We start from the raw sequence: 15,262 nt of genomic DNA on the forward strand, positions 1-15,262 counted from the left end.
TAATCTAAATTTATATTGGCAAAATTACGAATATTAAAAATAATTTCCCATTGAGATATATCACAATTAATATTAAAACCAAATTATTAATAAAAATAATAAAATATTAAATTTTAAAAATCTTCTTTATAAAATTAATATAATGCATTGAATAATAAACAACTAAAGTAATTGCTGTATAAATATCTACTTAAACCTCAATGGATAAAAGTACATTGCAAATTATTTTAAATGAGATAAATCATAATTTTTTAGATTGAAAAAATTGCATTTTTCACATTTAATTGATGTTTTTGTGTAAAAAAAGTTAATTAAATTAACATTTACTTGTTTGGCATTTTATAAAATAAAAGCCTCATCAGCTAATGACGAGGCAGATAAAGTATAAAAATTAGTGTTTCACCCTTAAAATTTATACCCTGCAAATCTAATAAAAATGTTTTTTCACTTGCAAATAAATTCTATTGATATTGGTCTCCTTTTACGATTTGTTAATTTTCAGTTTATTGAAAAAATACTTATTTTTACAAAAAAAACATAGCCAAGTTCTGATATATAATTTTCATCTTCTTTACATCATTATTTTTTTTCTGTTAGAAAATAAATTAATCAATAAAAAAAGAGTATTTATAATCATTTATTAGGTTATAATTATGCTTGTATAATGTGTTTATAATAAGAGATTTACAAATTTATTTTTATTATTTATTTACATAGAAGTATTGTTTTTTTTTTGAGAGAATTTATTAAGGTGTTATAATTGAAGATATTATTATTTTATGAAAAAACTTTACTATTTAATTTTATTAGTTTTTGGTATTTATTATTCTCAAAATGTTACTAATGAGGGGAATAGATTGTATGATGATGTTAATGGTAAAATTATTACTAACCCAAATATCATAAAACAGATAGAAAGTAATAAGAGCAAGGAAAGAGCAAGTCTTAAGCAGGGTAATAACAGAATTTCTGCAGATCAAAAAGCTGTTGAAATGTGTTCTAATAGTGGGTTCGAGCAATATGAAACATCAGGAGGTAATACTTTTCTTAAAAATTTTCTTTATACAATTGGCGATCAAATGGGACCAACACAGTGTAAAGCAATATCTAATAAGGCAAACGAAAATATTAAAATTTACGATCCTTCTGCTACAGATGTTATGGCTTCTACTGTACCTGCTAATTATATTGATAAATATATTGGTGATATTAAAGCGTTTGACCAATATGCTCTGAAAATAAATTACGAGTATTCTAATACTACAAGTTCTTCTGTACAAGCTAAAAGGTATAAGAGCAATAATGAAAATTTTGTAAAATTCAATTACAAAGCTGTTTTGCAAACAGTTTATGATAATGGACATAAAGATAATCAACCGTTTTTTAAAGCAAGAATTATTAATAAAAATGGAGATGTTGTAAGTGAGTTTTGTATGATAGGGGACGAAAAGAATTGTATTTTTAGTAAAGTTCCTTCAGGTTGGGCATATGCGGTTACTCTTTATACTGCTAATTGGCAATCTGGCATGTTAGATATATCTTCGATACCAAATAATGAAGAATTTACAATAGAATTTATTGGTTCTAGATGTGGTTTTGGGGCTCATTTTGGTTATGCTTTTATAGATGATTTATGTATTTTGCATTCTGATGAAAATATACAAGGAACGGTAGATTTAGACCCAATTAATGCATTGTGCCCAACGTTACCAATTTCGGTTTGTGGTAGTTATACTATTCCTAATTCTGGTGGTCAATCTGCAATTGTAAAAAGTATTACTTTAAATGTTTATGACACTTCTAATAAAATAATATACACAACTAGCAGTCCTACATCTCAGGATAATACTAAAAAAAGGTTTTGTTTTAATTTAGATTCTAAAGTATTTCCAAATATAACCAATGCTAATTATAATGTTGGTGTAAAAATAGATTATGACATTTCTGGGACAAGTTGTAGCGGTACTAGTTTTGCATCTGCAACGGATAATGATGCTAATTCTGGTTGGGATATTTCGTTTATGAATTGTACTTCAGATTGTGATATTGATTTGCAAACAGCAAAGTTAACTATCTGTGATTCTGATTATAATGGAAGTGAAGATTTTAATTTAACAGATTTGAATTCTAAATTAGTTTCTAATACTTCGGGATATACTTTTAGTTATTTTAAAGATTATAACGATGCATTATCTAATACTAATAGCATAACTAATATTACAAAATACAATAGTCCTTCTGCTACGATATATGTAAGAGTAAGCAAAAGTACTACTTGTTTCAAAATTATTCATGCTACATTAGAGCTTAAAAATCCTACAGCTAATATTTCTGGAATTTTAAATGTCTGTTCCGGGAGTACAGTTCTCACTGCTTCTTCTGGAGCATCTTATAAATGGAGTCCAAATGGAGAAACTACGCAAAGTATTACTGCCACTTCTATAGGTACTTATAGTGTTACTATAACAGATTCTTATGGCTGTATAAGTACAGCAAGTGTAAATATAGAAGCTTCTCAAACAGCTGTTTTGCCCACTTTAGAAGTTACGCAACCTTCTTGTAATTCTTCTTCGGGAGGTATAAAAGTAACATCTCCTGCAAGTGAGTATAGTTTTGATAATGGAGTAACTTGGGTTAAAAATAATACATTAAACAATCTATATCCTGGAACTTATAAAGTAAAAATAAAAACAGTAAATGGTTGTATATCTTACGCACAAGTTGTAGAAATAGTTGCACCAGCTTCTACATATCCTTCTTACAGCTATACAGTGCCGAAATATTGTGGAGATAAGGGGAGTATTACAATTACAACAGAATCTGCATATTACAGTTTTGATGGAGGAGTAACTTGGCAAACAAGTAATTATTTAGACAATCTTTCTCCTGGAATTTATAAGATTAGAACAAAAGATATAAAAGGATGTGAATCTTATATTGACAATGTTTATTTAAATGGAGTTTCTCTTGGTAATCCAAACTATTCTTTAATACTCCCAGCGTGTGATGTTGATGGTTCTATTACCATAGGAGATAAATCAGATTTTTATACTTTTGATGGAGGTACCACATGGGTTACAAGTAATGTTTTGACTAATGTTAAAAAGGGGAATTATTCTATAGGATTTAAAAATAAATTAGGATGTACTTCTTATTTCTTAAATATTTATGTAAATAGTTTAGAACAATCTTATCCTGACTATAGTACAATTCAGCCTTCATGTGGAGTTAATGGTTATATTTATATTTCAACAATAGGAGATCAATATAGTTTTGATGGAGGTAAAACATGGGGTACTAGTAATATCAAAGATGATTTGCCAGCTGGAATTTATTTAATTCAAGTAAAAGATAAAAATGGCTGTGTTTCGCTTCAAAACTCAGTATATTTATATGAACCTCATTTAGATTCTCCAATTTTTACTGTAGAACAGCCAACTTGTGGAAACAATGGAACTATTACAATAAATACTCTTAGTGATTATTATAGTTTTGATAATGGAGTAACTTGGACAACGCTTAATAAAAAAAGTTTTCCGGCTGGATATTATTCTATAAAAATTAAGAATAAGATTGGTTGCGAATCTTACTCTAATTATGTTTATCTAAATAATCCAGAAATTCCATTAACAGATTATAAAGTTATTCAGCCTACTTGTGATGCGCAAGGAAGCATTACAATTAATACAGTAGCTGATTATTATAGTTTTGATGGAGGTAATACTTGGGGTACTAGTAATACAATAACAAATTTAACGCAGAATTACTACAATGTTAGAATTAAAAATAAAGAGGGGTGTATGTCACAAAGTTATTCTGTTTATATTTATTCGAGTCGTCTAGATAAACCAGATTATGAAGCCATATCGCCAAGTTGTGGTAATATTGGGAGTATTACTTTTAAAACAAAAGCAGATTTTTATAGTATAGACAACGGTTATACTTGGAGTACTAATCCTGTCTTTACTCCTCTTAAAAGTGGATACTATACACTTGTTATAAAAAATAGTAAACAATGTATTTCAGAATACATTAGTATTTATTTGGATGATAAGAAATTATTTACTCCTAATGTTACTACTACACAACCAACGTGTACTACAAAAGGAAGTATTGTAATTAATACAAAATCAGATTATTATAGTATTGATGATGGCTATACTTGGAGTACTAGCAATACATTTAGTAATCTTACGCCTAGTCATTATTACGTTTTAATTAAAGATAAAAATGGTTGTATTTCTAATGTAAACTATGTACAAATAAAAGAATACTATTTAGATAAGCCAAATTATACATTTACAGACCCTACTTGTGATAATGGAGGAACCATTACTTTTAATACTGTTTCAGATTTTTATAGTATTGATAATGGCACTACTTGGTCTACTAGCAATACTTTTACAAACTTAAAAAAAGGATATTATTATATCAGAATAAAAAATAATTTAGGATGTACATCAGATCCTTATGGTATATCTGTTTACCTTAAAGATTATTACCTTCCAACACCAGATTATACATACGAACAACCAACTTGTGGCAAGCTTGGTAGTATTACAATTGCCACTGTTGCAGATAAATATAGTTTTGATGGAGGTAACACATGGACGACAAATTCTACACTTTCTGGCATTACTTCGGGATATTATAATCTCATGGTAAAAAATTCTAAAGGATGTACTTCTATCCCATATGTTATTAGTATTAGTATAAATAAATATTATATACCAACTCCGATTGTAAAAATTGTAAACCCTAGTTGTGGTATTGATGGTAGTATTAGTGTTCTTTCATCTGCTTCTGAATATAGTTTTGATGGAGGTACAACTTGGGGAACTAATCCAATTATTACCAAACCAATACCTAATAAAACATATTCAATAGTAGTAAAAAATAGTCAAGGATGTACATCTTATCCTTATTATGCAAATGTTAGTACTTATAATTTACCATCTCCTAATGTTAGTACTGTACAGCCTACATGTTCTGAGCCATACGGAACAATATATATTAATACTTATTCAGACCAATATAGTTTTGATGGAGGAAAAACCTGGAGTACAGATTCTGTAAAATCTAATTTATCATCAGGAACTTACTATGTAATGATAAAGAATTCTTTGGGGTGTATTTCTCAATATCAGTATGTTTATATAAGTTCTCCGCCATCAATTCCTGCAGCGCCATTAGTTACTGTAAAACAACCTTCAGCATGCGGAGTAACAGATGGAAGTATAGTTATCAATACATCAGCAGCAAGTTATAGTTTTAATGATGGCGCAAGTTGGACTACTAGTAACTCCAAAATAAATCTTGGAGCTGGAACATATATGATAAAAATAAAACAAAATTCTTATAGTTGTGAGTCTCTTACTACAGTAGTTAATCTTTCTTCGGGAAGTACCATTGCAGCACCAGATGTTAAAGTTACGCAACCAACTTGTAGCATTTCTACAGGTAGTATAAACATTACTTCTGATGGTGATAGTTATAGTTTTGATAATGGGCTAAGTTTTGTTTTTTCTAATACTAAATCAGATTTACCACCAGGAACTTATAATATTAAATATAGAAATAAAATTGGCTGTGTATCGGATGCTATAACGGTTGTTATTAATAAACAATCAGATTTACCAGCGCCAGAATATATTGTTAATCAACCAGATTGTGATACTAAAACAGGAAGCATTACATTTAAGACTAAAGCAGCACTTTATAGTTTTGATAAGGGTATAACTTTTAGTACCAGTGATTCTCTTAACAATTTACTTCCAGGTACTTATGATTTGATGATAAAAGATAGTTCAGGATGTATTTCTTTGGTATCTTCTGTAACGATTTCTCCACCTCCAGTAGTTCCAGATGCTCCAATTTATTCGGTAACACATCCATCTGGTTGTAGTTCTAATATTGGTGTAATAAAAATTAACACATTTGCAGATGAATATAGTTTTGATGATGGAAAAACATGGGGAACAAATCCTGTTGCTAATTTACCAACTGGTACATATTATCTTAAAGTAAGAAAATTAAATGGTTGTGCTTCTGTTCAATCTGTTGCAGTAATTAATGCTCCAGCCAATGCTCCAAGTTTACCAGTGGTTAATGTTATTCAGCCATTAAGTTGTACTAATCCTTTTGGTAGTATTTCTATCACCAGTTCTGCCTACGAATATAGTTTTGATAATGGGAAAACGTATTCTACCAATTCTGCTTCAAATAATTTAGCACCAGGTGAATATTATTTAAAAGTTAGGAATAATTTAGGATGCGAATCTACTGCATTGAAGGTTACAATTAATATACCTACAGACTATCCGCCAACTCCAATTGTAAATATTGAACAAATAGATTGTTTGCACTCTTCGGCAACTATTACGATTACAAATTTAGCAGCTTTTTATAGTATTGACGGAGGTAAAAGCTGGCAGGCAAGTAATGTTTTTAATGGTTTAAATCCGAGTAAATATTACATTTTAATTAAAAATAATTTAGGATGTATTTCGGAGGTTAAAGAAGCAATTGTAGATGTTTTTGTAAATCCAACTCCAAAACCTACAGCCAATAATTTGCAAAGTTTTTGTATCCAAGAGAATGCTAAAATTTCTGATTTATCCATTTCTGGAAGTAATATAAAATGGTACGATTCTGCTACAGGAGGTAATCTTATTTCTTCGAGCCAAATATTAGCAGATGGAAGTACTTATTTTGCCTCTCAAACAATTGGAAACTGCGAAGGAGAGAGAATTTCTGTAAAAGTGAGTGTTTCTGCAACAGTTCCGCCTATTGCTAATTCTTTACAAGTTTTTTGTATCAATCAAAAAGCTACTTTATCTTCAATTTCAATAAATGGAAATAATATAAAATGGTATGACAGTGCTATTGGTGGTAATTTAATGCTTGCTTCTACATTGTTAAAAGACGGCGTTACTTATTATGCTACTCAAACATCTAATAATTGCGAAAGTGTTGGTAGAGCTCCAGTTAAAGTAAGTTTGGTAACAACTACTATCGTTGCTAATGATTATTCGGATAAGTTATGCGATGATAAAAACGATAATAAAGAAATTGTTAATTTAAAAAATTATAATTCTAATATTATTTCTAATCCTAGTGCATATAATTTTATTTACTATGATGAACAGATGAAGGTTATTAATAACCCAACTTATTATAATATTTCAATTGGTAATAATAAAATATATGTAAACATTAATTCCACTCAAGGATGTGATAAAATGGTAACCTTAGATTTAGTACTTAATAATATTCCTAATGTTGATTTACCGCCTTCAATAGAGTATTGTATAGACAATCCTATTACTTTAGACGCTGGTGTAGGTTTTTCTTACGAATGGAAACTTAATGGCGTTTTTTATAGTGACAAGCAAGTTATTTATCCTACTCAAATAGGAACTTATTCCTTATTGGTTACTAATTCTTCTAATTGTTCTACATCTACTTCTACAGAGGTGGTTTCTCCTGTTCTTCCTATTATAAAAAATATTGAAATTAATAATTCTACTGCAATTATTTTAATGGCTATGTCTGGTAATTATGAATTTTCTTTAGACATGGTTAATTGGCAATCTTCTAATACATTTACTAATCTTAAAAATGAAATTTATAACATCTATGTGAGAATAAAAGACAAAAAATGTAGTCTCACTTCTTCCCAGTTTACAATATTCGACATTCCAAATACGTTTACACCTAATGGAGACGGACAAAATGATAAATGGAAAATACAAGGTTTAGAATTTTATAACGGTTCTCAAATTAAGGTTTTAGACAGATATGGAGTAGTAGTATTAGATAAAACTATTAATGGATCTTTTGAATGGAATGGTCTTTATAACGGACGTGTTTTGCCAACAGCTACTTATTATTATATTTTAAAATTGTCTGACGGAAGAATTTTAACAGGATATTTGTTAATTAAAAACAGAAATTAATAATGAAAACAATAGAACTTCAAAATATTTTAGATAAGCAGCCTTCGGTTTCTGGTAATACTTTTTTTATATTTTTGGTTTGGGGAATTTCTTGGCTTTTAGCCGTTTTCTTTTTTGTTCTAGGAATAGGGCTTTTGCTAGAAAGTCTTCTGCATTACAAAATATTTTTAGATTTTGTTTCTAGGCAAATTCATTTGATATTAGACGAACAACAGCGCTGGAAAATTTCTACCAGTTTTGGTCTTATTTCTTTCGTTTTATGTTTTATATTTGTTGGGATGATTTTTATTTGTAAAATGGTTTTAGTAAGAAATCACTTTATTATACAAATAGAAGATTGGCTTATTTCGGAGGTTAAAGAAATAAAATTAAAACCCCGAAAATCTAGAAAATGATAAATTGCAAATATTATGAAAACAATTATTAAACTTCTCATTACAGCTTTGGTAGCATATTTTTTACCAAGAATTCTAAGTGGAGTACATGTAGCAGATTTCACTTCTGCGATTATCTTCGCGATAGTTTTAGGATTGCTAAATCTAATTGTAAAACCTATTTTACAGTTATTTTCGTTGCCTATTACAATTATTACTTTAGGACTTTTTTCTTTAGTAATTAATGCTTTAATCACCTTATTAGCAGCACGTTTTACAGATGGAATTCATGTTGATGGATTTTGGTGGGCGTTTATTTTTAGTATAGCACTTTCCATTATTACATCAATTTTAGAGAGTATTTTTATAAGCAAAGAAGATTAATTTTTTAATAAAAAATATCTATTTTAGATTGAAAAAAGAAACCGCCTCAATGGAGACGGTTTTTTCTGTTTATGCTCTGTCGTATAATTTATCATAAAGCTTTATAAAAGCTTCTTTAATTATTTTTCTTTTCAGTTTCATGGTTGGGGTTAATAAACCATCTTCAATAGACCATACTTTTGGGGTAAGTTCTATTTTCTTAATTTGTTCCCATTTTCCAAGATTGTTATTAAGTACAGCAATATCTTTTTCTATTCTTGCTTTCAATTCAGGCGAATTGGCAATTTTTTCTGGTGTTGTTCCTATTTTTATATGTTTTCTATTTGCCCAAAGTTGTGCAAATGCAAAATCTGGCTGAATAAGAGCACATGGCATTTTTTCGCCATCACCTACTACCATTATTTGTTCTATAAATTTAGAAGCTTTGGCAAGGTTTTCTATTGCTTGTGGCGCAACATATTTACCACCAGAAGTTTTGAACATTTCTTTTTTACGGTCTGTAATATGCAAGAAACCTTCGTTGTCGATATGTCCAATATCACCCGTTTTGAAATAACCATCTTCTGTAAAAGCTTCTTTGGTTTTTTCGTCGTCGTTATAGTAACCTTGCGTAATAGAAGGTCCTTTTACGGTAATTTCTCCATCTTCTTGAATTTTTACATCCAAATTATTAAGAACATGACCAACCGTTCCTATTTTCATGTGTTGGAAACTGTTTACAGCAATTACTGGCGAAGTTTCGGTAAGTCCATATCCTTCTAAAATAGGAATTCCTGCTCCTTGGAAGATTCTGTTTAATCTTTGAGATAACGCTGCAGAACCCGAAACTAAGGTGGCAATATTTCCTCCTAAGCCTTCTCTCCATTTCTTGAAAACAATTTTGTCTGCAATAATATGTTTTAGAGATTTTGGTTTTTTGGGGTCGTAATTTTCAACTAATGAAAGAGCCCAGAAGAAAATTTTAGATTTTAAACCTCCAGATTCGGCTCCTTTATCTACAATTTTGTCGTACACTTTTTCAATCAAACGTGGTACAACCGTCATAATCTGAGGCTTTACTTCTTTTAAATTATCGCCAACTTTATCAATACTTTCTGCAAAATAAATAGAAAAACCATGGCTCACATAAAGATAATAGAGCATTCTTTCAAAAATATGACAAATAGGCAAGAAGCTTAAACTTTTCAGTTCGTCTAAACCTTTGGTAACATCTGTTATTATAGGTGCACAAGCTGTAACGTTTGCTACAATATTTTTATGAGTAAGCATTACTCCTTTTGGTCTTCCAGTTGTTCCGGAAGTATAAATAAGTGTTGCTAAATCTTCTGTATTAATTGTTTTCGAAATATCTTCAACTTCTTGCTGATTTTCGTTGTTTTCGCCTAAATCTAATATTTCTTGCCAATTGGGTGCTCCAGGAATGTTATCAAAAGTGAAAATTCCTGTCAAACTAGGAACATCATTTTTTACTTGTAATAGTTTTTCGTACAAATCTTTATCCGAAACAAAACAATACTTAATTTCTGCATTATTAAAGATATAAATATAATCTTCTACTGAAATTGTAGGATAAACAGGAACGTTTATAGCTCCAATTTGAGAAATACCAAGATCCATCACACACCATTCAGTACGATTGTTGCTAGAGATAAGCGCAATTTTGTCTCCGGGCTTTATTCCTATTCTTAATAACCCTCTGGAAACTTTATTTCCTTTGTTTACGAACTCTTGCGTGGAAGTTTTGGTCCAAACTCCGTTGTATTTTGTTACTAATAAGTCTTCTTTAGGATGTTGATTTGCAGCTTCATGGGCGAAATCAAACAATCTGGTTGCAGTCATATTTTTAAAATTTCAACTTTTTGTAAAAATAAGATTTTTTTGGAATTAACAAACGGTTAACATTAATTTTTAGCAAATGTCTAAAAAATGTATATTTACGAGCATAAAAATTATAAACTAAAATGGATTTTAATTTAACAGAAGAACAACTGATGATTCAGCAAGCAGCGAGAGATTTTGCGCAAACTGAACTTTTACCTGGCGTTATAGAAAGAGACGAACACCAGAAATTTCCATACGAACAAGTAAAGAAAATGGGAGAATTAGGTTTCCTAGGAATGTTTGTAGATCCTAAATACGGTGGCTCTGGGATGGATTATGTTTCTTATGTAATTGCAATGGAAGAAATTGCTAAAGTAGATGCTTCTGCGGCGGTGGTAATGTCGGTTAATAATTCTTTGGTATGTGCTGGTTTAGAAAAATTTGCCAGCGAAGAACAAAAACAAAAATATTTAGTTCCTCTAGCAAAAGGAGAGGTAATTGGTGCTTTTTGTCTTTCGGAACCAGAAGCTGGTTCTGATGCTACTTCCCAAAAAACTACTGCAGTAGATATGGGAGATTATTATCTACTTAATGGTACTAAAAACTGGATTACCAATGGTGGAAATGCACAATATTATATCGTAATAGCACAAACTTATCCCGAAAAAAAACACAAAGGAATTAATGCATTTATTGTAGAAAAAGGTTGGGAAGGTTTTGCAATTGGTAAAAAAGAAGAAAAACTAGGAATTAGAGGTTCTGATACGCATTCTCTAATGTTTACAGATGTTAAAGTTCCTAAAGAAAATAGAATTGGAGAAGATGGTTTTGGATTTAATTTTGCAATGGCTGTTTTAAACGGTGGAAGAATCGGTATTGCTTCTCAGGCGTTAGGAATTGCTTCTGGTGCTTATGAACTGGCACTAAAATATGCTAAAGAAAGGAAATCTTTCGGTACAGAAATTATTAATCACCAAGCAATTGCTTTCAAATTGGCAGATATGCACGTTAATATTACGGCTGCAAGAATGCTTTGCTACAAAGCTGCTGCAGAAAAAGCTGCTGGTTTAGATATTTCAGAATCTGGTGCAATGGCAAAATTATACGCTTCGCAAGTTGCGATGGATACTACAATAGAAGCGGTGCAAGTGCACGGCGGTTATGGTTATGTAAAAGAATATCATGTAGAGCGTATGATGAGAGACGCTAAAATTACTCAGATTTACGAAGGAACTTCAGAAATCCAGAAAATTGTAATCTCCAGAAGTATTGCCAAGAAATAATTCAATTTAAGATACACGATTTTAGAATTACGATTTCTGTAAATCAATTAACTACCAAAGCTCAGATTTTTCTGAGCTTTTTTCATTTTAAAATATCTTAAATCAAAAATTTCAAATCGTAAATTGAGAATTTTTGTCACAAATTGGTTTTTTGGATAGATTTTTGTCTTTATTTTTGAAATTCAAATCTAAAAATTATGAAAAAAGCGCTGATTGTAGTAGATGTTCAAAATGATTTTTGCGAAGGTGGAGCATTAGCCGTTCCAGAAGCTAATAGCATCATTCCTTATGTAAATCTTTTGATGGAAGATACTACGTATGACGAAATAATCCTTACCCAAGATTGGCATCCTGCAAATCATAAAAGTTTTGCTTCAAACAATGGCAGAAAAGTAGGAGAGGTTATCAATCTGAACGGTTTGCCTCAATTTATGTGGCCAGACCATTGTGTACAAGGAACTTCGGGTGCTGAATTTCATCCAGATTTGAATATAAAAAATGTAACTCACATTGTTCAAAAAGGTAAAAATACAGAAGTTGACAGCTATAGCGGATTTCAGGATAACAACCATTTTATGAAAACTGATTTGGAAGATTATTTGAAATTCAAAGACATAGAAATTGTAGAAATTGTAGGTTTGGCATTAGATTATTGTGTGAAATATACTTGCCTTGATGCTGCAAATGCAGGTTTTATTACTTGTCTGCATTTTAAAGGAACAAAAGCCGTAAATGCACAACCCGGAAACGATAAAGATGCAATTTTTCAACTTTTAGAAAATAATGTGACGATTTTGTCATAGAATTTATAAACACTCAATCATTTTAAATACTTCCTGCTCAGTTTTTTGGGCGGGATTTTTTATATTTATACAAAATTTGAATAAATGAAGAAATTTTCTGTGTTTTTAATTTTGATTTCGATGGGTTTTTCTGCTCAAATTCCTACACTTACCGAAGAAATTGCAACGAGCTTATCCGAAAAACCTTTGCATTGCATCAACCAAGAATATCCTAATAAAACTGCACATGTTATTAATAATGAGATAGATGTGAAACTTACGCCAAAAGAATTGCACCCAAGTTTTTATGGCTGTTTCGATTGGCATTCGTCGGTTCATGGACATTGGATGCTTGTAAAATTACTGAAAGACAAACCTTTCTTAAAAAATAAAGAAGAAATTATTAATATTTTGGATGGTTCTTTTCAACCCGAAAAAATAAAAACAGAAGCAGAATATTTTAATAAATATCAAGTAGCGAAAGGCTTTGAGAGAACTTATGGTTGGGCATGGCTGCTGCAATTAGATGCAGAATTGGTAACTTGGGACAATCCAAAAGCGAAAATTTGGCACAAAAATTTAAAACCTTTAACAGATGAAATTCTTACGCTTTGGAAAGATTATTTGCCTAAACAAACCTATCCTAATAGAACTGGAGTACATCCTAATACAGCATTTGCACTTAGTTTTGCCATAGATTGGGCGAGAGCAACTGGAGAAAAAGATTTTGAAAATCAACTGATAGAAAAAGCAAAATATTTTTACTTAAAAGACGAAAAAACGCCTGCTTATTTAGAACCAGATGGAAGCGATTTTTTCTCACCAAGTTTAGAAATTGCAGATTTAATGACGAGAATTTTACCTCAAAAAGAATACGTAAAATGGTTTAATAAATTCTATGAAAAGCGAAGTTTAGAAAATATTTCTCAACTCCCAATAATTTCGGATATTAATGATTATCAAACCGTTCATTTGGTTGGTTTAAGTTTTACTAGAAGTTGGTGTATGAAAAATATTGCCAAAGTTTTACCAGAAAATCACCGATACAAAAAACATTTTGAAGAAACTTCTGCCAAGTTTTTAGAAAATGCATTGCCTTTAGTTTTTAAAGGAAATTATGGCGGCGACCATTGGTTGGCGAGTTTTGCGGTGTATGCTTTGAGTAAGTAATAATATTTCAATTATAACAAAAGAGTTTATAATATTAAGCCTTATCTCATTAACAACTTTTGCTGTAGCAATTTATTTTATTAATAAAGATGTCAAAAAATTAAAAGGAAAATCTAAAGAAGAAATTCAACAATATATTGATAAAAAACTTGATAATGCATCAACAGGAACTATTTTGAAGAATATTTTAAAATTTTTTAGTGATTTATTTTTCTAGAAAAAATCCTTCAGAAAATTCTGAAGGATTTGAATTTTTTAGATATTATAATTCTTTAATTTTTCATTACTCTTTCGGAAGATATTTAGAAATATCATCGTCGTTTTTTTGTTCTTCTGTAGTTGGTTTTTCTACGTTTTCTTGGGTTTTAATTTCTTGATTTTCTGATTTTTCTGTGCTTTTCAGCTTTTCTTTTTCTATTGCCAATTGTCTTTGGAACTCTTCTTCGCGTTTTTTCTTATTCTTTTTCGCTACAAAATACCAAACAATTCCTGCAATTAAGAATATTGGCCAGAATGGTAATAATGCCAAAAATAAACTTCCTATGACACCAAATCCTTTCATAAATGCACCTTCAGATTTGTCTCCAAAAGTTTCATCTTTCTTTTCGTCTCCGTTTACGATGTTCAAATCTTCTGCGGGAGTTACAGAAGAATTAGAAATAGAATGATCTACCAGTGTAATTTCTACATCACACATTTGATTAGAGTCATAATCTTTTCCTCTAGAATCGGTAGTTTTGGTTTCTACGGCTCCTAAATTTGCTAAATTATTAACCAAATTATTAAAATTGTACAAAGGAACTTTTGCAGTAATATATTCTTTTGCAATGCCTTCGTTTTCAGAATAACTTTCGGTAACTAAATCTCCGTTGGTATTTCTAAGTTCTTGTTGGAGCATTTCTTTTGCCCCCGAAATATCTTCCACCAAGATGTTTAATCTAGCGGTTTTTACTATAGGAACAATTTCTGTTTTTTGTGATGAAATTTTTACATCATTTTGAGAAATTTTTGGTGCAGAAGGTTGAGAATTCTCGTTAGAATGTTTCAGAATTTTATTGGCAGATTCTAAAAGATTTTTAACTTTTGTATTTTCAGGATTGGCTTCAGCAACGGAAGCTACAGAATCTATCGCTTTTTTTATTTCTTCGTTTTGTTGAGCTTTTGCCTTTATTTTATCAAATTCTCTTTGAACAGAATCTATACTGATATTTCCTTTTTTAATGGCATCTTCTATAATTTCTTTATGTTTATCTATTTCTGGAATAATTACTTTTCCAATGGTGCTGTTAGAATCTTTTACAGCTTTCGAAATAGAATCTAAAGTATTGTAGCCTTCTTTAGCTTCTTGGAAAAGACTATCCGCATTTTTGATGGTGTCAGATGCTTGTTTCATGTCAGATTTATTACAAGCTACCAATAGGATAGAAGCGGTGAAAATGCTAAAAATTAATTTTTTCATAATTTTATTTTGTTAGTGCCAAACTTAATAC

8 protein-coding genes are annotated in these 15,262 nt (G+C 30.3%); 6 read left to right on the plus strand and 2 right to left on the minus strand.

Translation table 11 applies throughout. The features are described 5' to 3' along the window. Window positions 1-779 precede the first annotated feature (779 nt). From QM746_RS09700 to QM746_RS09710, 3 genes are read left to right on the plus strand one after another with little or no spacing between them, the layout of a single operon-like run. Complete coding sequence (locus QM746_RS09700) at window positions 780-7,958, plus strand: T9SS type B sorting domain-containing protein (RefSeq protein WP_414984036.1); 7,179 nt, start codon at window positions 780-782, stop codon at window positions 7,956-7,958. 2 nt (window positions 7,959-7,960) lie between these two features. After that, window positions 7,961-8,353 (plus strand): hypothetical protein, encoded by a 393-nt coding sequence (locus QM746_RS09705; RefSeq protein ID WP_414984037.1) that lies wholly within the window; start codon window positions 7,961-7,963, stop codon window positions 8,351-8,353. Between the two features lie 15 nt (window positions 8,354-8,368). Further along, on the plus strand, window positions 8,369-8,716 hold the full coding sequence (locus QM746_RS09710; RefSeq protein WP_414984038.1) for a phage holin family protein: 348 nt from the start codon (window positions 8,369-8,371) through the stop codon (window positions 8,714-8,716). Window positions 8,717-8,785: 69 nt separating this feature from the next. Here the strand turns inward: QM746_RS09710 and QM746_RS09715 are convergent, their stop codons facing one another. Then, window positions 8,786-10,555 carry an AMP-dependent synthetase/ligase gene (locus QM746_RS09715; RefSeq protein WP_414984039.1) on the minus strand — a complete coding sequence of 590 codons (1,770 nt, stop codon included), beginning with the start codon at window positions 10,553-10,555 and terminating at the stop codon, window positions 8,786-8,788. Window positions 10,556-10,677: 122 nt separating this feature from the next. Here QM746_RS09715 and QM746_RS09720 point away from each other — a divergent pair, with 122 nt between their 5' ends. The 3 genes from QM746_RS09720 (at window position 10,678) to QM746_RS09730 (ending at window position 13,772) form a co-directional block, all read left to right on the plus strand. Then, a complete protein-coding gene (locus tag QM746_RS09720; protein WP_414984040.1) occupies window positions 10,678-11,820 on the plus strand; it encodes an acyl-CoA dehydrogenase in 1,143 nt (380 codons plus the stop codon). A 197-nt stretch (window positions 11,821-12,017) separates the two neighbouring features. Continuing rightward, window positions 12,018-12,623: a bifunctional nicotinamidase/pyrazinamidase gene (gene pncA, locus QM746_RS09725; protein ID WP_414984041.1), complete on the plus strand. Its 606-nt coding sequence runs from the start codon at window positions 12,018-12,020 to the stop codon at window positions 12,621-12,623. An 84-nt stretch (window positions 12,624-12,707) separates the two neighbouring features. After that, window positions 12,708-13,772 (plus strand): DUF2891 domain-containing protein, encoded by a 1,065-nt coding sequence (locus QM746_RS09730; RefSeq protein ID WP_414984042.1) that lies wholly within the window; start codon window positions 12,708-12,710, stop codon window positions 13,770-13,772. A 283-nt stretch (window positions 13,773-14,055) separates the two neighbouring features. Here QM746_RS09730 and QM746_RS09735 read toward each other — a convergent pair whose 3' ends face one another. Next, complete coding sequence (locus QM746_RS09735) at window positions 14,056-15,231, minus strand: DUF4349 domain-containing protein (RefSeq protein WP_414984043.1); 1,176 nt, start codon at window positions 15,229-15,231, stop codon at window positions 14,056-14,058. Between the last annotated feature and the right edge of the window lie 31 nt (window positions 15,232-15,262).

It is taken from the genome of Cloacibacterium sp. (assembly GCF_047601505.1).
Classification (GTDB): Bacteria; Bacteroidota; Bacteroidia; order Flavobacteriales; family Weeksellaceae; genus Cloacibacterium.